General features: G+C 27.7%; 21 protein-coding genes and 1 riboswitch. Of the genes, 3 read left to right on the forward strand and 18 right to left on the reverse strand.

Going from position 1 to position 24529, the window contains the following annotated elements; translation table 11 throughout:
- Positions 1-171: 171 nt before the first annotated feature.
- Together ruvX and Q1J76_RS05670 are read left to right on the forward strand one after the other, a co-directional pair.
- Positions 172-600: a Holliday junction resolvase RuvX gene (ruvX, locus tag Q1J76_RS05665; protein WP_300368072.1), complete on the forward strand. Its 429-nt coding sequence runs from the start codon at positions 172-174 to the stop codon at positions 598-600.
- Positions 601-672: 72 nt separating this feature from the next.
- On the forward strand, positions 673-1599 hold the full coding sequence (locus tag Q1J76_RS05670) for a DUF4340 domain-containing protein (protein ID WP_300368075.1): 927 nt from the start codon (positions 673-675) through the stop codon (positions 1597-1599).
- A gap of 81 nt (positions 1600-1680) precedes the next feature.
- Here the strand turns inward: Q1J76_RS05670 and lptB are convergent, their stop codons facing one another.
- From lptB to Q1J76_RS05685, 3 genes are all read right to left on the reverse strand, one after another.
- On the reverse strand, positions 1681-2511 hold the full coding sequence (gene lptB, locus Q1J76_RS05675; protein ID WP_300368078.1) for an LPS export ABC transporter ATP-binding protein: 831 nt from the start codon (positions 2509-2511) through the stop codon (positions 1681-1683).
- Between the two features lie 23 nt (positions 2512-2534).
- Positions 2535-3077 (reverse strand): ferritin, encoded by a 543-nt coding sequence (locus tag Q1J76_RS05680; protein WP_300368081.1) that lies wholly within the window; start codon positions 3075-3077, stop codon positions 2535-2537.
- A gap of 213 nt (positions 3078-3290) precedes the next feature.
- Entirely contained in the window at positions 3291-3806 is a 516-nt protein-coding gene (locus Q1J76_RS05685; RefSeq protein ID WP_300368083.1) for a ferritin, read from the reverse strand.
- Positions 3807-4464: 658 nt separating this feature from the next.
- Here Q1J76_RS05685 and ilvD point away from each other — a divergent pair.
- A complete protein-coding gene (gene ilvD, locus Q1J76_RS05695) occupies positions 4465-6147 on the forward strand; it encodes a dihydroxy-acid dehydratase (protein WP_300368085.1) in 1683 nt (560 codons plus the stop codon).
- Between the two features lie 857 nt (positions 6148-7004).
- Here ilvD and Q1J76_RS05700 read toward each other — a convergent pair.
- The 15 genes from Q1J76_RS05700 to Q1J76_RS05770 form a co-directional block, all read right to left on the reverse strand.
- Positions 7005-7964, reverse strand: coding sequence for an ABC transporter permease (locus Q1J76_RS05700; RefSeq protein ID WP_300368088.1), 960 nt, complete (start codon positions 7962-7964; stop codon positions 7005-7007).
- A gap of 13 nt (positions 7965-7977) precedes the next feature.
- Positions 7978-9468, reverse strand: a complete 1491-nt coding sequence (locus Q1J76_RS05705; protein WP_300368091.1) for a sugar ABC transporter ATP-binding protein — start codon at positions 9466-9468, stop codon at positions 7978-7980.
- A 14-nt stretch (positions 9469-9482) separates the two neighbouring features.
- Entirely contained in the window at positions 9483-10424 is a 942-nt protein-coding gene (locus Q1J76_RS05710) for an ROK family protein (RefSeq protein WP_300368095.1), read from the reverse strand.
- Positions 10425-10498: 74 nt separating this feature from the next.
- Positions 10499-11452, reverse strand: a complete 954-nt coding sequence (locus tag Q1J76_RS05715) for an ABC transporter substrate-binding protein (protein ID WP_300368098.1) — start codon at positions 11450-11452, stop codon at positions 10499-10501.
- 205 nt (positions 11453-11657) lie between these two features.
- Positions 11658-12452: a hydroxyethylthiazole kinase gene (gene thiM, locus Q1J76_RS05720; protein WP_300368101.1), complete on the reverse strand. Its 795-nt coding sequence runs from the start codon at positions 12450-12452 to the stop codon at positions 11658-11660.
- A gap of 33 nt (positions 12453-12485) precedes the next feature.
- Positions 12486-13832, reverse strand: a complete 1347-nt coding sequence (locus tag Q1J76_RS05725) for a YjiH family protein (protein WP_300368103.1) — start codon at positions 13830-13832, stop codon at positions 12486-12488.
- Between the two features lie 114 nt (positions 13833-13946).
- Positions 13947-14059, reverse strand: a riboswitch (TPP riboswitch).
- 42 nt (positions 14060-14101) lie between these two features.
- On the reverse strand, positions 14102-15946 hold the full coding sequence (uvrC, locus tag Q1J76_RS05730; RefSeq protein ID WP_300368106.1) for an excinuclease ABC subunit UvrC: 1845 nt from the start codon (positions 15944-15946) through the stop codon (positions 14102-14104).
- 251 nt (positions 15947-16197) lie between these two features.
- Positions 16198-16596: a phosphoribosyltransferase gene (locus Q1J76_RS05735; protein WP_300368109.1), complete on the reverse strand. Its 399-nt coding sequence runs from the start codon at positions 16594-16596 to the stop codon at positions 16198-16200.
- Between the two features lie 19 nt (positions 16597-16615).
- Positions 16616-19039: a phenylalanine--tRNA ligase subunit beta gene (gene pheT, locus Q1J76_RS05740; RefSeq protein WP_300368112.1), complete on the reverse strand. Its 2424-nt coding sequence runs from the start codon at positions 19037-19039 to the stop codon at positions 16616-16618.
- 125 nt (positions 19040-19164) lie between these two features.
- A complete protein-coding gene (gene pheS, locus Q1J76_RS05745) occupies positions 19165-20184 on the reverse strand; it encodes a phenylalanine--tRNA ligase subunit alpha (RefSeq protein ID WP_300368115.1) in 1020 nt (339 codons plus the stop codon).
- A gap of 352 nt (positions 20185-20536) precedes the next feature.
- Entirely contained in the window at positions 20537-20710 is a 174-nt protein-coding gene (locus tag Q1J76_RS05750; protein WP_300368118.1) for a hypothetical protein, read from the reverse strand.
- Positions 20711-20775: 65 nt separating this feature from the next.
- A complete protein-coding gene (locus Q1J76_RS05755; RefSeq protein ID WP_300368121.1) occupies positions 20776-21663 on the reverse strand; it encodes a DUF58 domain-containing protein in 888 nt (295 codons plus the stop codon).
- 96 nt (positions 21664-21759) lie between these two features.
- Entirely contained in the window at positions 21760-22914 is a 1155-nt protein-coding gene (locus Q1J76_RS05760; RefSeq protein WP_300368124.1) for an ankyrin repeat domain-containing protein, read from the reverse strand.
- 144 nt (positions 22915-23058) lie between these two features.
- A complete protein-coding gene (locus Q1J76_RS05765; RefSeq protein WP_300368127.1) occupies positions 23059-23433 on the reverse strand; it encodes a group III truncated hemoglobin in 375 nt (124 codons plus the stop codon).
- 165 nt (positions 23434-23598) lie between these two features.
- Positions 23599-24441: a 3-hydroxyacyl-CoA dehydrogenase family protein gene (locus Q1J76_RS05770; RefSeq protein WP_300368130.1), complete on the reverse strand. Its 843-nt coding sequence runs from the start codon at positions 24439-24441 to the stop codon at positions 23599-23601.
- Between the last annotated feature and the right edge of the window lie 88 nt (positions 24442-24529).

Raw genomic sequence — 24529 nt, forward strand, 5'->3', positions numbered from 1 at the left:
ATTAGAATAACAACTAATAATAAATTAATGTATTTCATAACATACTCCAAAATATATTTTTTACATATAAAATATAATAGTTTTCTATTATTAGTCAAAAAATATAATAATAATATTACAATTTAATTAAAATTAGTTTATAATAAAATAATATTACTATTTGGATATAAAATGATACTTGGAGTAGATTTCGGACGAAAAAAAACGGGAACAGCTTTTATGGATATGGATATAAAAATTCCATTTCCATGCAGACTTATAGAAGAAAGTAATGCAAGAAAAGTAAAACGTGCTTTAATGGACATAATAGAAGAAAAAAAAATTGACACTGTTGTTTTTGGCTTGCCATTATCTGATGAAGGAAAAGAAAGCGAGTGGTGTTCTGAAATAAGAAGATTTTCTGAATTCCTATTAAAAAGTATAAAAGTAAATATTGTTTTTGTTGATGAATACGGCACTTCAAAAGAGGCTGATTTTATATTGAGAGGAAAAAAAAAGAATGTAAAAAAAAAGGCTAATGATTTAATTGCTGCTGTTTTAATATTAGAAAATTATTTGAATGTTATTAATATGAATAAAATAAATGATATTAATCAATAATTTAATTATTTACTATTTTGATGATTAAATAGTTATATAATATAAATAAAAATATGAAAGGTAATAAAAAACATGAATAATAATATAATAAAAAAATATATAAAATTATCGTCTATAATTGTTGCTTTAATAATAATATTGATAGTAATAACTTTTTTCAAAAATAAAGGATATTCATTACCTTCTATGAAAAAAATTAATTCCAATATATCAGAAATAACAATAAAAAGAGGTGCTAATGAAACTATATCAATAAAATATGATGATGACAAATGGATTATAAATGATAAATACAATGCTGACAATTCTTTAGTAGATGCTATTACAAATGCTTTAAATACTATACAGCCCATTGAGATAGTTTCAAGAGGTGATGATGATACTATATCAAAATATAAATTATCAGATGAAGAAGCATTAACTGTTTTGGCATTAGATAGTTCTTCAAAAGAAGTAAGAAATATAAAATTTGGTATGAAATCAACATTTGGAAATAGTGTATACTCAAAAATAGATAATGATAAAAATATATATTTACTTGGAAATACTGCTTCAAATCCTAAAGATATATTCGATAAAACTGAAAATGATCTTATAAATAAAACTATAACAAAAATAAAAAATGATGATATACAAAAAATATCTATAGAATATAATAATAATTCTTATACTTTAGAAAAACTTCAAAATGATACTAATAATAATTGGCTCAAAACTTGGAACAATAGCACAGTAAATGCCAATGATATTTATGCTAATATATTTGATTTAGTTAATTTAAATGCTGACGGATTAATAACAAATGATAGTATAGCTAAAAATACATCATTATATAAAATAAATATACAAACAGCAAATGATAATTTATCATATGAGATATTAAATAAATACGATACTAATAATTACGAAATAGTAAATAGCAATGATAATAATAGATATTATATGACAGAAACTTCATTTAATAATATTATGCAATCAATTAATAATATAATTAAATAATCTTTAATAAAAAATAAATAAAAAGGGGCTTGAATAAAGCTCCTTATTTTTTATAAGAAAATTCATGTTTATAAAAAATTGTTACATACTAAATGATTCGCCCAAATATACTTTACGAGCCAATGGGTCATTTATTATCTCTTCAGAAGTACCTTTTACCAATATCTGTCCATTACCCATAATATATGCCCTATCAGTAATTCTTAAAGTTTCCCTTACATTATGGTCTGTAATTAATATACCCAAACCTTTTTCTTTTAAAGAAGCTATAATATTCTGTATATCAATAACGGCAATAGGGTCAACTCCAGCAAAAGGCTCATCTAATAATATAAATTTTGGATTAACTGTTAATGCCCTTGCAATTTCGCATCTTCTCCTCTCTCCGCCTGAAAGAGTATAACCTTTCTGCTTTCTTACATGAGTGATATTAAACTCTTCAAGAAGCATATCAGCTATCTTCATTCGGTCTTTAGTAGATAATGCCTTATTATATTCTAATATAGCCAGCAGATTATCCTCTACAGAAAGTTTCCTGAAAATAGATGCCTCCTGAGGTAAATAACCTATTCCTAAAGTTGCTCTTTGATGCATATGAAGTTTTGTAATATCCAAATCATTTAAATATACATTTCCTGCTGTAGCAGTAACAAAACCAACTGTTATATAAAAACTTGTAGTCTTTCCAGCACCATTAGGACCTAAAAGCCCTACAACTTCACCTTGCTTAACACTATAGGAAATATCACATATTATTTTTCTTTTGCCGTAATATTTTGTGAGATTAACTGCACGAATTTCATAAGGATTGGATTTATTATAATTAAAAAAATTATCCGCTGTTATAGGTTCAGAGGGTATAATATTTTTATCATCCTTTTTTTTGAAAAAATCAAGAACTTTATTAAACATATACCCTCCTAATAATATTTAATTTATTGCATATTAATATCTATACTATTTGAATGTCTTTCTGTATCTAAAGCACCCATTGCTTTATCAAATGTATATAGATTTCTACCCTCTAAATTACCTTTACCAAGCATATTGATTTTTACTACAATATCATTGAATAATTCTTCTTCTTCAAGTTGCTCTTGTATAAACCAATCTAAAAATCTTGAAGTAATATAATCTTTGCTTTCCATAGCTTTTCCAACTAATTCATTTATGCATGAAGTGATATACTGTTCATGTTTTACAATAGTATCAAATAAATCCTCTATTGATTTGAAATCATTTTGAGGTGCATGCATTTCTCCTATGATAGACTGTCCACCTACTTTATTAATAAAATCTCTAAACTTATCGAAATGTTCAGTTTCTTCTTTGTAGTGTCCGTATAAGAATTTACTGCATCCTTTTAATCCCTGTTTGTCGCACCAACCTGCCATATTAAAATAAAGACTTGCTGAATATAGCTCCTTATTTAATTGTCCGTTTAATAATTTTATTATTTCATCTTTTATTATAGACATAATACAACTCCTTTTAATATTTTATAACCTTTATAATTTTATAATAAATTTTAAATTTATCAATAAAAAAACATAATTATAGTATCATAACATATTTTACATAAATTCATATAGATAGAATGAAAAATTAACACTTTTGAATATTAGAAATTAATATGAAATGAAAAATACCTGCCCCATAATAATTCTTTATTATGAAGCAGGTACAATAAATTAAGAACAATGCTCTTGTGAATCTAAATTACCTACAAATTTGTCGAATGTATAAAGATTTCTTCCTTTCAAATCTTCTAAAATTCTTATTTTCTTGATAATATCATTGAATAATTCTTCCTCTTCAAGCTGTTCTTTAACAAACCACTCTAAAAATTTTAATGTAACATAGTCTTTACTATCCATTGAAATACTTACTAATTTATTAATGCATGATGTAATATATTCTTCATGCTTAATAATTTTTTCAAATAATTCTTCAACTGAATTAAATTTACATTCAGGAGCTTTCATCTCACCCATTACAGCCTGTCCACCTGCTTTATTGATGAATTCTCTAAACTTTTCTAAATGAGTATGTTCCTCTGATGAATGATTATATAAAAACTTGCTGCATCCTTTCAACCCTTCTTTCTCACACCAACCTGCCATATTAAAATAAAGATTAGCAGAATAATGTTCTAAATTAAGATGTTCATTTAATAAATTAACTGTTTCTTGACTAATTACAGACATAATCTCTCCTATATTTTAAAATTATCTAAAATTATATTAACCTATTCCAATATTTTTAACAAGAGATTTTCATAAAAAAATAGCAACACTATATTTCTCATATAATATTACTATGATTTTATCAAACATATATAACAAATTATAGAATTAATTATCCTTTTAATTTAAAATATTCTATAGATTTAATCAATTCATTAGCCTCGCTTAATAATGATTTAGAAGCAGAATTATCCTCAGTAATAAACAGGCATTCTTTTTGAACAGCAGAATCTATATTATTTATAGCAGCATTAATCTGTCCTATACCTTTTCCCTATTAATGAACGACTATATTTATTCTCTACATCAATGAAAAGGCACTATCCATCTTCTCAGAAATTTCATTAAAAATATCTTTTGATTCTCTTACACTTTTAGCAGTCAAATATATTTTTTCATTACTGTATGTTATTAATGATGTAATATTTTTTACTGATTCCTATATTGACTAGCAATCTCATTCATAGATGCAGCTATCTCTTCCAAACTTATGATAAAGTATTCATTATATTTGATAAATGCTATCACAAAAATAAAAAATACTTGATTTTTTATCATTCTACTAATAGAATGTATGCATTACAATTTTACAAAATTTTATAAAAATGGAGAAATAATAATGAGTTTCAGAGAAAACAGTTCTTTAAGAAGTGATAGAGTATTGAAAGGTGACGAAAGAGCACCAAATAGATCATTGTTCTATTCTATGGGTTATACAGATGAAGAATTAAAAAGACCTCTAATTGGAATTATTTCTGCATATAGTGAAATTGTACCTGGACATATACATCTTGACAAACTTTCTCAAGCTGTAAAATCAGGAGTATTAATAGGAGGAGGAACTCCTATACTTATACCATCTATAGGCGTATGCGATGGTATAGCTATGGGACATTTAGGAATGAAATATTCGCTTCCTTCAAGAGAATTAATAGCCGATTCAGTTGAGAGTATGGTTATAGCTCATGGATTAGATGGAGTTGTATTAATACCTAACTGCGATAAAATAGTACCTGGTATGATAATGGGACTTTTAAGAATGAATATACCTGGAATAGTAATAAGCGGAGGTGCTATGCTTCCGGGCGATCATGGCGATGAAAAAATAAGTTTATCAAATATATTTGAGGCTGTAGGAGCTAAAAAAGCTAATCTTATAAATGATACTGAACTTGAAGAGTATGCTCAGAATACTTGTCCTAGCTGCGGTTCATGTGCTGGAATGTATACAGCAAATAGCATGAATTGTCTTTCTGAAGCTTTAGGAATAGCTCTTCCTGGAAATGGAACTATACCTGCTGTCTATTCTGCTAGAACTTTACTCGCTAAAAAAGCAGGAATGCAGGTTATGGAATTATTAAAAAATGATATAAAGCCTTTAGATATAATAACTCCTGAATCTTTTAAAAATGCACTTGCTGTAGATATGGCTTTAGGATGTTCTACTAATAGTGTACTGCATTTACTTGCTATAGCTAATGAAGCAGGAATACCCATAGATTTACAAACTATAAATGAGATAAGCGATCGTACTCCTAATCTTTGTCATTTGGCACCTGCTGGACATAATTATATAGAAGATTTATATAAAGCTGGAGGAATACCTGCTGTAATGAAAGAGCTTGATAAGGGAAGATTTATAAATACTTCTCTTCTAACTGCTACAGCTAAAACTATAGCCGAAAATATAAAAGATGCTGTCAATAAAAATAATAATGTTTTAAGAAATATAGAAAACCCTTATAGTAAAACAGGTGGTATTACTATACTTTGGGGTAATATTGCTAAAGATGGATGTGTTGTTAAACGTTCTGCGGTTGCTGATGAAATGCTTGTACATAAGGGACCTGCTAGAGTATTTGACTGTGAAGAAGATGCTATAGCTGCAATATATGCTGAAAAAATAAATAAAGGCGATGTTGTTGTTATAAGATATGAAGGACCTAAAGGTGGACCTGGTATGCGTGAAATGTTAAACCCTACTTCTGCTCTCGCTGGTATGAAACTAGATAAAGATGTTGCATTAATAACAGATGGAAGATTCTCTGGTGCTTCAAGAGGTGCTTCTATAGGGCATGTTTCACCTGAAGCTGCAAGCGGAGGAGAAATTGCTTTCATAAAAGAAAATGATATTATAAGTATAGATATACCTAATCATAAAATCAATTTAGAAATCTCTGATGAAGAAATGGAAAAGAGAAGAAAAGAAATTCCTATTAAACCTTTAGAAGAAATTAGAGGCTGGCTTGGAAGATATAGAAAACTTGTTCAGTCTGCTAATACTGGTGCTGTATTGAAATAATTTTTTTAATAAAAAATAAAAATTGATGTTATAGTGTATCTTAAAGCTATAACATCAAATAAAACACTATTAATATAAAAGTCATTATAAAAAATTAATATTACAGACCGCTTGAATATATATATTTTAAGCCAGTAGAAATATTGTTTAGTTTATAGCTGATATAAGTTGTAATCTAAATTTATTTTAAATAATTTTATAAAAATTAAAAATAACAAAAAAAGATAATCAATAAAAAATAAATAATAAATGATAATTAAAATGAAAACATTAAAAACAAATAAGCAATTTCTTCGGTAAATATATGTCAGTTATAGTATTAGTGGTAGCGGTATTAGCTTTATTTTTACCAAAATCTGTAAACTTTATAAAAAGAAGTTATATTAACCATATCAATGTTCTGTATGGGTATAACATTAAAATTAGAAGATTTTAAAGTATTATTCACAAGACCTAGAGATATAGTTATATGGAAACAGTACAATTTACTATAATGCCTAATTAACATTTCTTTTATCTATGGCATTTTTTCCGCCTGAACTTGATATAGTGTAATACTTGTAGGTACTTATCCAAAAGGAATATAATCAAATGTTATAACATATTTAGCTAAAGGAGATATGCCTTTATCTGTTGGTATGATGCTTTAGAAGTAGCTGTTTCTGCCAGATATTTAAATATAAGACCTTACAAGGTTGATAAGGAAATTATATTAAAAGCTATTATTGATTTAGAAAATTTTAATAATAAAAGTAATGCTATTAAATATAACAACTAATAAATTGCATTTCAAAAATAAAAAAGTAATTAATATAATAATAAAGATAGAATATACTATAACCTTTATTATTAAATTTTTATTTTCTGAAATTTTCTTTTATCTTATCTATAAACACAGCAACTATTATAACACATCCAATCATAACCTCTTGCAAAAATGCTGATACTCCCATTAAATTAAGTCCGTTTCTTAGAGTTCCAATAATTAAAGATCCAATTAATGTACCTGTAATAATTCCTTCTCCTCCACTTAAACTAGTACCGCCTATTACAGAAGAAGCAACCGCATACAATTCATATCCAAAACCAGCTGTAGGCTGTCCAGAAAGTACTCTTGAAGCAAATATTATTCCAGCTATAGAAGCCAAAAATGCAGAAAAAATATAAACTAAAACTATAGTTATATTAGTATTAATACCTGATAATTTTGCAGCTTGTATATTAGAACCCGATGCATAAATGTGAAGCCCCAAAGGTGTTTTAGTTAATATATAATGGAATATAAAAGTTAATAAAAACATTATCCATACAGGTATAGGCAAACCTAAAATAGAACCTCCTCCTATAATAATAAAACCTTTAGGAAGTCCTGATACTGGTATTCCATTTGTAAGAAGTAAATTTATACCTTTAACAATACTCATAGTTCCCAATGTAACTACAAATGGAGGAAGTTTTGCATATACTATTAAAATACCATTCACTAAACCTACTGTCGTAGCTATTAAACATCCTAATATTACCGCCATAGGTATAGACATTCCATCAACCATAAACATAGAACTTAACATTCCAGAAAAACCAATAACAGACCCTAAAGATAAATCAATTCCTCCTGTTATAAGAACAAGAGTTTGTCCTATGGATATTATTGCTATTATTGATGATTGTAAAGCAACTGTAAGTAAATTATTTTTGGTGAAAAAATATTTTGATGCTATTGAAAATACTATCATCATAGCTATTAGTACTATCATAATTGATATTAATTGTTTTAATTGTGAATTTCTATTTATATAGTTCAATATTTTTTTCATATAGTCCTCTTTATTAATAATTTATAGTAGCATATCTCAATATCTCTTCTTGAGTTGTTTTTTTGGGATCAACTTCACCTGTAATTCTACCATTGGATACAACTATTATTCTATCGCATATCCCAAGTAATTCAGGCAATTCTGAAGATATAACCATTATACCATTTCCTGATTTTTTAATATCATTAATAATATTATATATATTTATTTTGGAATTTACATCAACTCCCCTAGTTGGCTCATCAAAAATATATATAAAAGGATTATTTAATATCCATTTACCTATCATAATTTTCTGTTGATTTCCTCCACTTAAAAATTGAACTTTATCTTCAGGTACTCTCATTTTTATTTTCAAATCATCTTTTAATTTTAATAAGCAATTAAATAATTTTTTTACATAAACAAAAAAAGGATTAGAAAAAGATTTTATATTAGGCATAATACTATTTTGCCATATACTCATCTTTAAAGCTAAACCTTCAGTTTTTCTATCTTCAGGAACATATACAACACCATTCTTTATAGCATCCTTTATACTATTAATTTCTATTTTTTTCCCATTTAAAGTTAATTCTCCCTTTTGAATTTTAAAAACTCCGAATAAAGATTTAGCTATCTTTGTTCTTCCAGCCCCCACAAGACCAGCAAAACCTAAAATTTCACCTTTCTTAACTTCAAAACTTATATCTCTAAAAAATGGTTCACAAGCTATATTTTTTACACTTAAAATAGTTTCTCCTATAGGTACATCAACTTTAGGATATTTATCTGTAATAGTTCTTCCAGCCATAGCAGATATTATTTCATCTATATTGGTTTCTTTATATGGTTTGCTCATTATAAAATTGCCATCTCTTAAAACGGTAATTCTATCAGCAATATAATCTAATTCCTCCAATCTATGAGAGATATATATTATAGATATACCATCTTTTTTCAAACTATGTATAATACCGAATAATTGATCTGTTTCTCTATTGGATAATGAAGAAGTAGGCTCATCCATTATTAAAACTTTAGAAGATAAAGAAACTGCTCTTGCTATTTCAACTATTTGCTGTTTTGATATAGGTAATTTTTTTACAATAGTATCAACATCATCTTGAATACCAAATCGTCTAAGCCATTCTACAGCCTTTTCACGCATTTTTTTCTTATCTAAAAATAGATAATTCTTTTTATATTCTCTAGCAAGAAAAAGATTTTCCATTACTGTAAGATGAGTACACATATTTAATTCTTGGTGTATGGTAGTAATGCCATTATTTATAGCATCGGCAGGTTTATCAAAATGAACAGGCTTACCTTCTAAAAATAATTCTCCAGAATCATAAGTATATACACCAGCAATAATTTTCATCAAAGTTGATTTTCCAGCACCATTTTCACCTAAAATAGCATGAACTTCACCTTTCATCATATCTAAATTTACATTTTTTAATACAGGTACACCAAAAAATCCTTTTGAAATATTTTTTGCACTAAAAACTATATCTGACATTATATCTCCATATTTTATATTTTATTCATAGCAACAGCCAATGCAGAATAATCTCCAATAGATTCTCCTAAAAAAGAAGGAACTATTTCACAAAAATTGGCACTATATTCCAAAGCTTCAAATTTAATTATTTTAAGCATAGTATCTTTGAAATAGGATTCCATTCTAGTATATATTCCTCCTATAATTATTTTTTCTAAATTAAGAATATCAATTAATATAGATATGCCTCTTCCCAAATAAAAAGCACTTTCTTCAAATATAGAAACAGCAAATTTATTCCCCATTTTGGCTATATTAGCTATTTCATAAGTTGTCAAATTTTTATTATTTAAAAGACTTATAAATTCTTCTGTATCTTTTTCTTTAGATTTTTCTTTTAATCTAATCTCACAAAGTTTGACTATTCCACCACCACTGCAAAAACCTTCAAAAGAACCAGCTTTATTATATCCCATAGGTCCTTCATCATTAAGTCTTATATGACCTATTTCGCCAGCCATATCGGAAGCCCCCCTATATAATTGCCCATTTAATATAAGTCCAGCACCCAAACCTGTACCAAATGTAAAAAAAGCCATATTAGAAGTATTATTTCCAGCTCCCCATAAATATTCGGCTATTGCACAAGCATTGGCATCATTCTCTAATTTTGAATGTATATTTAAGTGTTCATCAAAATATTTAACTATTTCTACATTTTTCCATTGAGGTAAATTAGGGGGACAAATTATGATTCCATCTTTACTAGAAAGAGGTCCTCCACAACTTATACCAATACTTTCTATATTACCATATTTAGATTGATAGTCTTTTATTATTTCAACTACATTTTTTAATGTCGATGAACTATCTAATGTTTCAAATTTTTCTTTTGCAAAAATTTCAGGGCTACTACTTCCTATTATTACTGAAGTTTTAGTACCGCCTATATCTACTCCAACTATATTAGACATATAAACCTACATAAAAATATTGATTAGATAACATTATAAAATATTATCTAATCAATAATAAAATTTATTTTGAATTATTTTATAGTATCAATATTTTCTAAAGTAACAACATTTACTCCAGTATCCAATAATCTAGTAACTTCTTTTCCATCTATTATATCTACAGCAGACTGCAATCCATCAAATCCCATTTTATAAGGATTTTGAACTACAGTAGCTTTTAATGTACCATTTTCTAAAGCTCTGATTGTATCCTGCGATTTATCAAAACCAACTAACATAACAGTATCTTTTTTACCCATATCTTCTATAGCTCTTGCAACTCCTACTGTAGAACCTTCATTAGAAGCAAAGAATCCAACCAAATCAGGATTAGCTGTCATTATATCAGTAGCTATATTCAATGCTTTAGCTTTATCTCCATCAGAATATTGTACAGAAACTATTTCTATTTCTGGAGCTATTTCTTTTATTCTAGCTTCAAAACCTTTACCTCTAGCTATAGCAGTAGCAGCAGCAGGTTGGGCATGAACTATTCCTATTTTTCCTTTTGAATTTACTAATTTAGCAAAAGTATCAGCAGCTAAAGCACCAGCAGCCTCATTATCAGTAGATAAGAAAGAATCATAATCTTCTGTAGTAATTCCTGAATCTATCAAAACAAGAGGTATATTAGCAGCTTTTATTCTAGCAGCAACAGGAACCAAAGCAGCAGCATCAGAAGGAGCTAATAATATAGCATCTACTTGTTGATTTATAGCATCTTCAGCCATACGAGTTTGTTCATTAGGATCAGTTTTTCCAGCAGGAGCTCTGAATATTAATTCCACATTTCCCAATTCAGCAGCTTTATCCTCAGCACCTTTCTTAACTGAAAGCCAATGTTCATCTATGGAATCCATTGTTATTAATACTATCTTTTTAGAGTCACCTGAAGCAGAACTTGAAGATTTATCAGTTCCTGCATTACCTTGACATGACAAAATTAAACTAGATATAATAAAAATTGAAAATAATATTTTTTTCATATAGAAATCCTTTATTAATTATAATGAGCTATATTTAATTAGTATAGTAAAATATACTATGATTGTCAATTAATATGTATTTTGAAGTATAATTATTGAATAGTTATAAAATAAATACATATAAACAATTAAATATATAAAAAAATTACAAACTATTTTTATATGAAATATTTTGTTAGATAAACAATATTTTATAAATAATACTCTATTCTTTCACTCTATTTGAAGCATCATTAATATCAAGTTTATAAAGCTCATCAATAAATGCAATAGAAAAACTAGCAGGTCCTTGAGCTTTCTTTGCAGCAGATTCTCCTGCTGAAGCCATTATACACATAGCAGATGCAGCAGCAATCAAAGGTTCAGACACAGCAATCATAGCACCTGTAATTGCAGTAGAAGTACATCCCATACCAGTATTAATAGGCATTAAATTAGAACCACCACTTATATATAAAACTCTATCTCCATCTGTAATGATATCAGTTTCTCCGCTTATACTTACAACTGTATTATATTCTTTGCCTAAATGTTTACCAGCTTCCAATGCCATATTAACATTAGCAGTGCTGTCTACTCCTTTTGTATTTACACTTTCACCAGAGAGAACCATTATTTCAGAAGCATTACCTCTTACAACTTTAGGATTATAATTTTTAATCAAATCAATAGCTGTTTTAGTTCTAAGTTTAGTAGCTCCAGCTCCAACTGGATCAATAACAAAAGGAACATTTTTTTTATTTGCTATTTCACATGCACTGTACATAGCCTCAATAGAATTTTTAGTTAATGTACCAATATTAATAACCAATGATGAAGCTATAGAAAGCATATCTTCAAATTCTTCTTTTTCAAATGTCATAACAGGAGAAGCTCCTACCGCAAGCAATGCATTAGCTGTAATTTGCATAACAACATAGTTGGTAATATTATGAACTAAAGGACTTTTTAATTTCATATTTGAAATTGCTTTAGATATTTCATTTTGTAATGTATTCATTTTATACTCCTTATTTATAATAAATTAAATAATCTATCTCAAAAATAAATATGCAAAAGGTACTGCCAATATCAAAGAAAGTATTATTCTTTCTATCCATATAATAATAATATCTCTTATTCTTATAGGAATATCAGTAGCAAGCATACAAGGAATAGGTGCAGCAAAGTAAAGTATTTCAGAAACACATACTATAGCTATTACACTTTTAGCCAATTGACTTGAATCCATAATAATACTTGAAGAAGAAAACATCTCTACTATTGTTATAGAGCAAGCCTTGGCAACTGTATAAGCCTCATTGCCTAAACCTAATAATTTAGTGAAAGGAAGAAATATATAACTTACAAAATCAAATAAAGGCGTATAATTAACTATTAGTAAACCTATAAATGTTATAGCCATGAAATTTGGCATTATAGATATAGATATTAATAAACCTTCTTTTAAATTTTGTATTATATTGTTTAAAAAATTACTTGATTTATCAGCTACACTTACACCTTCATACAATGCCTTTTTAAAAATATTTCCACCTGTGAATTTAGGTTCTTCAATTATATCTCTATTCAAATAACCTTTATCTGATTTGTTTCTCAAAGGGTAAAGCCTCACTGTAATTGCAGTAACTATAAATGTTATAGCCAAAGTTCCCCAAAAATATATATTCCATTTATCTATTATACCCAAAGTTTTTGCAACAACAACCATAAATGTAGTTGATACGGTTGAAAATCCCGTAGCTATTATGCATGCCTCTTTCGTAGAATAATAACCTTCTTTATAAACTTTATTTGTTATAAGAAGTCCCACAGAATAACTTCCTATAAAAGAAGCCAATGCGTCTATAGAAGACATACCTGGCGTTTTCCAAATAGGACGCATTATATAACGCATAAATATTCCTACAAAAGCCATAAGTCCGTAATCTATTAAAAAAGATAAACATACTGCCCCTATTGGTATGAGAATCGCAACTTGTGTAAGAAGCCTATATGAAAAAGGCAGCATATTCGGTTTATGAAAATCTGATGGTCCCAATTTAAAATATGCCATTATAACAAAAGGTATTGCCAAAACTTTTATAAATGAAAATACTATTTCTGTTTTATTTTTATTCCAAGATTTATTGATAAAAGGATATATCCCTCCTATCATTGTAATAATTATACCATAATAAGGATCTACAAATGGAATCTTTCTTATAAAACTAACTAAATGATCTATTGGTATTGATTTAACTCCATTAATATTTATTGTTATAAAAAACATAAATACACCAAAAGCACTTAAAATAATAAATTTTAGATAAGATAATTTGCTATACTTAATATCACTCAAATTATTATTAATAGTTTTTGAATTAGAAATATTACTCATAAAAAATCCTAATATATATATGAATTAATAATTTAGAGAAACCTTAATGAAAAAATTACAAGTGCATAAAAAATAAAAAACGAGACCAATTTTAGAAAACTGATCTCGTATCTAATCAATACAAAATATTTCCCTACACTGGCATTATCCAACAGGTTATAAGGGTCTAAGTTTTAAAATAGAAATTAAACTTACTCTCAGCCTTTTAAGCTCCCCTAAATATATATTTTATTATACCTTAAATATTTATTATTTCAAGTTTAAAATAATTATTTATGAAAATAGTCATATATATTATTTGCCGCCTTATAGCTTATACCAGGTATATTTCTAATACTTTCAAAAGATGCTTTTTTAATATTATCTATATTTATAAAATGAACATAAAGTTTTTCTATAGTTTTCTTTCCAATACCTTCTATACTCTCAAGCTCGCTTTTAACCATTTCCCTACTTCTCTTTTTACCATGACTCGTATTAACCCATCTATGAGTTTCATCTCTAACCTTTTGCAAAAATAATCTTGCAGGTTCATTATCACTCAATTGAACAGGCTTATCCATGTTAGGAAGATATATTTCTTCAAACTTTTTAGCAAGTGCCATTATAGGCTGTCCATTTATATCAAGTTCTTTTAAAGCTTCTATTGCTGAATTGAGCTGTCCTCTTCCTCCGTCTATAAGTATTAAATCTGGAAAAGTTAAATTCTCTTCTTTGAGTCTTTTATATCTTCTGTAAACTGCCTCTTTTATAGATGCAAAATCATCTATACCTGTAACTGTTTTCATATTAAATATTCTATAATTCTTATTGTCAGAAACTCCATTAACAAATCTCACCATTCCAGCCATAGTATAGCTTCCTTGAATATGTGCTATATCAAAAGATTCTATGATAGTAGGATCTTTTTTCAATTTGAATATTTCCTTAAGTCTTGTTATGCCTAAAGGAACTTCTCTAATCAAAGCCTTTTCTTTAAATAAATGTTTGGCATTCTCATTTGCTATACTCATTAATCCTTTTCTGCTCTTATCCAATCTTATATCTACTTCTCTTCCTGAAACCTCTTTTAAATAATCTTTTATTATATCCGCATCTATAAGTGGAAAATCTGTAAATATAGAAGAAGGTATTAAATTGGCATGAGTATAGTATTGTGTAAAAAATGCTGAAAGTATCTCAGAATATTTTGATATGCCCATCTCTTCATAATATTCATCATTATTATTAGGAGACTGCATACTAAAAGTTTTTCTATCTACAAGTTTACCACTCTTTATGGACAGAATAACTATAATATAATTTACATTCTCTCCATAAGCTCCTATTATATCAATATCATCACTTTCAGGTATATATATGCTCTGCTCAACAGTTATATATTTAAGCAAATCAATTTTATCCCTCAAATCTTTAGCAGCTTCAAATTCTAATTTCTCTGCATGAATAAACATATTCTCCTTTAATCTTGAAGTAAGTTCATCTACATTACCTTCAAGAACCATTATAGCATCATCAATCGTTTTATCATAATCCTCTTCGCTAATCAAATCTGCACAAGGAGCTGTACATTTCCCTATATGATAATATAAACAGGGTCTTATAGGTCTTTTTAATGGAAAGTCATATTTACATCTTCTTAATTTAAAATTATCAATTACAAATTTTACTATATTGTCAGCTTTCTCAGCAGCAACATAAGGACCATAATATTTTTTATATTTCTTTGAATTTTCCTTATCTATAACATTTCTAGCCTTAATAACTCTTGGAAAACGTTCATTGGTAACCGCTACAAATGGAAATGATTTCTGATCTTTAAGAAGTATATTATAATGTGGCTTATGCTTTCTTATCATCTCCGCTTCTAATATTAAAGCCTCAACCTCATTTTCTGTTAATATATAATCAATATCTCTAATATGCTCAACTAATGCTGTTGTTTTTGCATCTTTATTTGAATTATTAAAATACGATGAAACTCTCTTTTTGAGCGATTTTGCTTTACCTATATAGATTATAGTTTCTTTATCATCTTTCATAAAATATACTCCAGACTTATCTGGAATACATTTTAATTTTTCATATATATAGCTCTTTACTTTATTATTCATAATCTATTAATTTAGATTTTTTTACTAATTATACATAAAATTTCAAAATTGTCAAAAAAGCAATATATATTACATTTTATATTTTTTTACTATCTATAAATAGTATTTTATAGAATATTATTAATTTTTTAAATCAGTATATTAAAAACTGATAATTAATATCATGTATTTTAAATAAATTTATTTCTAACAACAGCAACAAAAAATTATGAACCAATAAGATTCGTTATTATTATACTATTTCAAGATTATTATTTACTTGAATCTTTAGTTTCCCAAGGAAATAAAAGCCAATTATCATGATTAATATTTTTATAACTGTATTTAGGTTTTATTTTACTTGTATGCTCTCTTACAAATAAAGTTGCTATATCAAATTTCTGATCATCGAAATATCTTAAAGTTTCACCTGTATCTGATATATCATCTACTATTAAAGCAGCCTTATTTTTTACTTTAAGCCTCCAAACCTCTTCCATATTAAGAACCATAGGAATTTTAAGTTTATGCGAAAGCATAACTGCAGGAACTAATCCTCCTCTTGCCAAACCATAAATAACTTCATAGCGTATATTTGAATCTTCTATCTTTTTTGCCAATACTTCAATAGCTTCATTTATATTTTCCCAAGAAATTATATCATACTCCATTATAAAACTCCTATATAAATTAAGCACGCAAATTAATATTAAATCTAGTTTTAAGCATCTCAAGTAAAGAAGTTTCAACAGTATTAATATCTTCTTCTCTCAAAGTTTTATTAGGATCATAATAAGTTATAGATATCGCAATGGACTGCTTTCCTTCATCCACCTGCTCACCCACATACCTATCAACAACATCAACATTCTGTATTATACTGTTAAATTTAGTTATGGATTTTATAACTTTATTAAACTCTATATCATTACTGCATACTAAAGCTAAATCTCTGAATACAGCAGGATATTTTCCTATATCTTTTAACTTCTGTTTTTTTACTCTCTCTTTTACAAGCTTCAAAGTTTTTCTAATATCAATATCTAAAAGGTACACTTCGCTATTTATATCAAAAATCTTCAAAATTTTAGGATGAAGTCTTCCAATAACACCTATTTTCTCTCCAAATATAATAATATCAGCAGACATAGTAGGTATAAACCATTTATGTTCTTTAGGTATCAAATTATAATCAGTACATTTTAAATCTTTTGTTAAAAGCTCTTCAGCAACTCCGCTCATATCAAAAAAGTCATAAGCTCTGACATCTTTATTCCATAATTTTTCCTGATAAAGTCCGAACATAACAGCAGATAAATGCTTCTCTTCAACAAACTTTTCATTTTCTTTATAAAAAATATTTCCAATCTCAAATAAAGCTCCATTTTTATGCCTGTGATTTTGATTATAAGCAACGCTATTAAGAAGAGAAACTAAAGTTGTAGGTCTTAATACATCCATTTCATTAGTTAATGGATTTACTACCTTTATTAACTTATCTTCTTCTATTCCCAAAGACTTAAATACATTACTATCCCCCATAGAATACTGTTTAGTTTCATAAAGTCCGTAAGAAGCCATTCTATGTTTTACAAAACTAATCTCTGAATAATCAGTATTTATAGGATTACATTTAATATGAGGCACATTTGAATCTATATTATTATATCCGTAAACTCTTGCAATCTCTTCTATTAAATCTTCTGCTATAGATAAATCATGTCTATAAAAAGGTATATCAACTTTTAAATTATTCTCTCCAAGTGCTGAAGCTTTGAATCCGTATCTTTTGAATATAGAAGATATTTCCATCTTATTCATATTAAGACCCAAATATTTTTGTACAAGTCCGCAGTCAAATACTATTCTATTAACTTCAAACTGCTTAACATTAACCTCTTTGGATCTTGAAGCTATTTTACAGGAATTATCTAAAGTTACTATTAAATCTACAACTCTATTTAAAGCTGCTAGTGTAAGAGTATGATCTATTTCTCTTTCAAATCTATATGAAGCATCAGTTTTTGTATTAGATGCTATTGTAGATTTTTTCACAGCTATATGATCAAAATATGCACTTTCTATCAATATTGTTTTTGTTTCATCTTCAATCTTTGTAGAATCGCCACCCATAACTCCAGCAATACCTATAGGTTTTTCACTATCTGCAATAACCAAAACTTCATCTGTGAGATCTATATCCCTTCCATCAAGAAGTTTAATTTTCTCTCCAATTCTAGCATCTCTCACTATAATCTTACTGTCTTTTACCTTATCAAAATCATAAGCATGAAGAGGCTGACCATATTCAAGCATAACATAATTTGTAACATCAACAATATTATTAACAGGATTAATACCACACATTTTTAATCTTTTCTGCATCCAATCAGGAGAAGGTCCTACCGTTATATCTTTTATAAGTCTTCCTACATATTTGTAACAGCTTTCCTGATTTTCTACAGTTATATCTATATTTCCGCCTGCAGCATCATAAGTATTAACAGAAGGAATACTTACTCTTCTCTCTAAAACCAAAGAACATTCACGGGCAAAACCTATAATACTGACCAAATCTCCCCTATTTGCCGTAATTTCAACATTGAATATATGATCTGTACTTCCAACTATAGTAGAAAGGGAATTCCCTAATATACTATCTTTGTCAGCATGAACTTTCTCTATATCTTCGTCTAATACCCAAATACCATAAACACCCTCTGCTTCCTCATAACCTAATTCAGTTCTGGAACATATCATACCATTACTTTCAAAACCTCTTATAGAAGCCTTCTTAATTGTAAGACCATTAGGAAGTTTGGCACCTATCATAGCTATAGGAACATATATTCCTTCTCTTACATTGGAAGCACCACAAACTATAGAGAGTACATCTCCATCTCCTACATCAACCTTACAAACGCTTAATTTATCAGCATCTGGGTGTTTATGTACGGATATTATTTTTCCAATAATAACTCCCGGTATGTCTCCTCCTGTTGTTTCTATTGACGAAATTTCACTTCCTGCAAGAGTTATTTTTTTAGCAATTTCTTCTACATCAAATCCGTCTAAATTAACAAACTCTTTTAGCCAACTTAATGGAACTCTCATTATTGTACCCTCAACTTAATTCAGTTATAAATATTTTTTATTATTATCACATACCAATATAACAAATAAATAAATTTACTTGCCATTATATATTACACTCTATTAAACATACTTAACTAAATATTTTACCATTGCTTTAAAAAATCTATATCATTTTCATAGAACATTCTTATATCAGTAATACCATATTTAATCATAGCAACTCTTTCTATACCCATACCAAAAGCAAAACCAGTATATTTATTTATATCATAACCTACATGCTTAAATACATTAGGATGAATCATACCAGCCCCCATAAGTTCAAGCCACCCCTCACCGCCACATGTCTTACATCCGATTCCACCGCATATTACACAAGTAGCACTTAAATCAGCCCCAGGTTCTACAAATGGAAAATAATCTGGTCTTAATCTTATCTGAGTTTTATCTCCAAACATCTTTTTACAGAATAATTCTAATATCCCCTTTAAATCATTAAAACTTATTCCACTATCAACCATAAGCCCTTCAACCTGATGAAATACAGGTGAATGTTTTGAATCTATAGCATCTCTTCTGGCACATTTACCAGGCGATACAACAGCTATAGGTGGAGGAGTTTCAAGCATAGTTCTTATTTGCATTCCTGATGTATGAGTTCTAAGTACATGCTCTTTAGATACGAAAAATGAATCATGACTATCTCTTGAAGGATGATAATATGGTATATTTAATGCCTCAAAATTATGAAAATCATCCTCTATTTCATTACCTTCTACTACTCTAAAACCTATTTCTGTTAAAATAGAAACTATTTCCTCTTCTACTCTTGTAAGTAAATTAATAGATGCAGATTTTGGTCTTCTGCCCGGCATTGTTATATCTATTTTATTTTTTTTTAAAGAAGATATAAACTCCATTTCAGATATTTCATTCTTTTTATCTGATAAAGCAGTTTCACAATAATTCTTTATTTCATTTATTTTTCTGCCCAATTCTCTTTTTTCATCTATGTTATCGATAAAAGATAAACCTTTTAAAAGTTCTGTTATCTTACCTTTTCTTCCAAAATAACGAATTCTTATATCATCTATTTCTGCCTGAGTATTCGCATTTTCTATACTGTTTTTTAAAAAGCTATGAAGCTCCTCTAGATTCTCCATTGTTTTTCCCTAAAATAAAAAATTAACTCTATTATTATATCATAAAATTATTTTCAATACAATAAAAAAATAACATAATAAATGTATGAAAATATCAAATAAAAATCATAATTTTTTTTGAATATTTTTTATAATTTTTTCACTTTCTTCAAAATATTAGCATTATATATATAATATAATACCTTTTATATTTTATTAAATCACTTGGTATTTTATTACATAATTTAACTACATAATATAAAAAAGAAGTATTATTATATCCTAATTATTGAATTAAAGCATCTCCCAAACATACACCGCTCTCTTTTAATATAAACTCATCTTCATACTCAAAATAATCATTTCCTATTTCCTAATCAAATGAATACTTTTTAGCAAAATATTTTCTGTACTCTATATTTACCCTCTTTTTTGAATAAACATAAATATCATAATCAGGCATATCATCATTGATTAAACTGCCACTAGAACCTGACAGAACTATAGAATCAATATCATTATTTTGAATTACAATATTTATATTCATAATGATATTTATACTAAATCAATATCTTTAATTATATAAAAGTATTATATACAAAAACACTGAAATTATTTTCTTCTTTTGATAAAAAACTTCATAACCTCATTAACATAATCGCTTGAAGTATCTAAAATAATTCTTTCTATTGAATTTCTTTTTAAAAATTCAAGTCTGTCTTCCATCATTTTATTTTGCTCATTAAAATATTCTTCTCTTATTTTTTTATTAGACATATCAAAATAAACATAATCTTCATTCTCTAAATCGGATAATACTAAAGTACCTCCTAAACTAGGTAGATTATATTCCAAATTATCATTAACCAAGCATACTATAAAATCATGGCGTTTTCTAGTAATATCAATTTCTTTTTTAGGAAGATCTGAACATGCATCCGTTATCAAAAATGTAATACTATCTCTTTTCTGTATTCTATTAAAATATTCTAATGCATTAGCTACATTGGTCTTAGCACTTTTAGGCTGAAATTCTATAAGTTCTCTTATTATTCTAAGAACATGATTTTTACCTTTTTTAAGTGGAATAAATTTTTCCACCGTATCAGTAAATATTAAAAGCCCTACTTTATCATTATTTTTCAAAGCTGAAAAACTGAGTAATGCACTAAGTTCAACAATCAAATTATGCTTTGTTTTTGTAAATCCAAAATCTGTAGAAGCAGAAAAATCGGTAAGTATTATAACACTAAGCTCTCTTTCCTCTCTGAATCTCTTTATAAAAGGCTCATTATATCTAGCACTTACCTTCCAATCCATAGCTCTAACATCATCGCCTATAGCATATTTTCTAACCTCATCAAACTCTATACCATGACCTTTAAAGGCTGAATGATACTGACCTGAAAAATATGAATTAACTATTTTTGAAGTTTTTATCTCTATTTGTCTAACGGATCTAAGTAAATCCTGAGTTGTTATATTATTATCTTTAAACATTATAAGCCTGTAACTTTTATAAAAAATGATTGTTGCAATATTATATTATAAAAAATAAAAAAACAATAGTTTTTAATTACAGCAAATATAAAAATATTATTTAGCTCCATTAGACTTTAGAAAATCAACCATCTCTTTTTGTTCTTTTTCCTGAGCCATAGTTAAAGCTGTTTTTCCATTAGTAGCCTTATAATTTATATCAGCACCAGCATCCAATAATACTTGAGCCATTTCCATATTTCCTTTAATTGCAGCTCCCATTAATGCTGTATATCCTTCTTTAGTTACCGCCTCAATATCAGCACCAGATTTAAGTAAAGCCTCTACAATAACTATATGATCCTCTATAGCAGAAACTATTAATGGGCAATAACCTACATTATCAGCTTTATTAATATCAGCATTATTTTTTATAAGTTCTTTTACAACATCATTATAACCATCTATACATGCCGCTAATATAGGAGTAGTTCCATCATCGGCTGTAATATCTATATCCGCCTTATTCTTTATCAATTCTTTTACAACTTCTATTCTTCCAAATCTTGAAGCGTATATTAATGCACTTCCTCCATTAGATCCCTTTTCATTTATATTGGCTCCAGCTGAAATTAATGTTTTTACAATATTAATATCTCCTATAATAGATGCCATCATTACAGCACTGTCCCCAAAATTGTTTTTTTCATTAACATTTACGCCCAATTTTACAAGTTCTGATACAATATCCGCATATCCACTGTCGGATGCAATCATTAAAGGAGTACTTCCATTTACATCTTTCACATTAATATCAGCCTTTGCATTAATAAGCATTTTAAGAGTTGATAAATTCCCATTAACACAAGCCCACATTATTACAGTCCAGCCATCTTTGTTTTTTATACCCAAATCAGCACCATTAGATATAAGTTCTTTTACAGTACTGCTTTTTCCTTCTAATATCGCAGCCATTATCGGTGTATTTCCAAAATTATTACCAATATTAATATCTGCCCCACTTGATATAAGTTCTTTTACTATTTTGTCATAGCCAAGTAAAGATGCCCATATTAAAGGAGTATTTCCTTCAGAGTCTTTTATATTTAAATCGGCTCCATTTGATATTAATCTTTTTAAAGTATTAACATCATTATTGGCAATAGCTTTTATTATTGGTATATTAACAGGAGGTTCTTGAGGCTCTTGAGAATATACAATATTTACAAATAATAAAAACATCATAATAATAACAGATGATTTACTTAACATAATAATCCCCAATTGATGATATTATCCCATTATAATATAAATGATACAATATTTAACTATATTATTTTTGATAATGAATAAAACATAAATAAAGGCAATACTATTTTTTATAGAATTGCCATTTATATATCATAAGTAAAATTACTATTGCTGAAATAATACTGCTTTAAAATTTCTTCCTATATTATCAGCAACTTCATAGTAATGATTAGCTGCTTTTTCTTCAAATACTTCATTTAAGCATTCTTTGAATAAACCAAGCCAAACATCAAAAAGTTTAATATCAAAAGGTAATAAATTAATATGAGACTGAACAGGATTTCCCATATACAATCTTTCATTCAATAACATAGTTTTCCAAAACTTAGCTATTTTTTCTTTATGCCTTTCCCATGAAGCATCATCAATTCCTACTGACCCATTAAATATAGGTCCTAATTGCTCATGAGTTCTAATTCTAGCATAAAATATATCCATAAGTTTTACTATGCCTTCATTATTTATTTCAGTATATTTCATAGTATTGTCCTTAAAACTATAATATTATATATAATACAATAAAATGGTATTAATTACAACTATTGATATAAAAAGTTTTATTTATTTTAGATATATTTCTTTAATATAAAAAAGCGAAGAAAGTATAAGTTACAATCTCCGCTTTCAATTTATATAAAATCACTATTATTTTTTAGTATAATCGTAGAAACCTTTACCTGTTTTCTGACCTAATAATCCACCTCTAACCATTTTTCTAAGTAAAGCACTAGCTCTATATTTAGGATCTCCTGTTTCTTTAAGAAGAACATCCATAATAGCAAGTACTATATCAAGACCAATTAAATCACCTAAAGCAAGAGGACCCATAGGATGATTAGCACCTAATTTCATAGCATTATCAATACCCTCAGCAGAAGCAATACCCATAGCATATAAATCAATAGCTTCATTAATCATAGGAACAAGTATACGATTAACTACAAAACCAGCAGTTTCATTAACCTCTACAGGAGTTTTACCTATTTCTTCAGATATTTTAATGATTTTTTCAACAACATCTCTAGGAGTATTAATACCAGAAATAACTTCAACCAATTTCATAACAGGAGCAGGATTGAAGAAATGCATACCTAGAACAGGTCTGCCTACTCCAGCACCAATTTCAGTAATAGAGAGAGAAGAAGTATTAGAAGAAAATACGCAATCAGGTTTACAAATCGCATGAAGGTCCTTAAAAGTATTCTTTTTTACTTCCAAATTTTCAAAAGCAGCTTCAACTATTAAATCAGCATCTTTACAAATATCTTTTAAACCTGTAGTGATTTTAGCCAAAATTTTATCAGCATCAGCCTGCTGCATTTTACCTTTAGCAACTCTTCCAGCAAATCCTTTAGCAATTCTATCCTTACCACCTGCTGCAAATTCTTCTTTTATATCGCACAAATAAACCTCATAACCTTCTGTTTGAGCAAAAGCCTGTGCTATACCAGAACCCATAGCACCTGCACCAATTACACCTACTTTCATTTTTTAACTCCTTATTTTTTATTATTATAAGCCGTAAACTAATTTTAATAATATTATAAAACGATATCAATTTACAGCTAAAAATTAT

The sequence above is a fragment of the Brachyspira sp. genome (assembly GCF_029258575.1).
Lineage (GTDB): Bacteria > Spirochaetota > Brachyspiria > Brachyspirales > Brachyspiraceae > Brachyspira.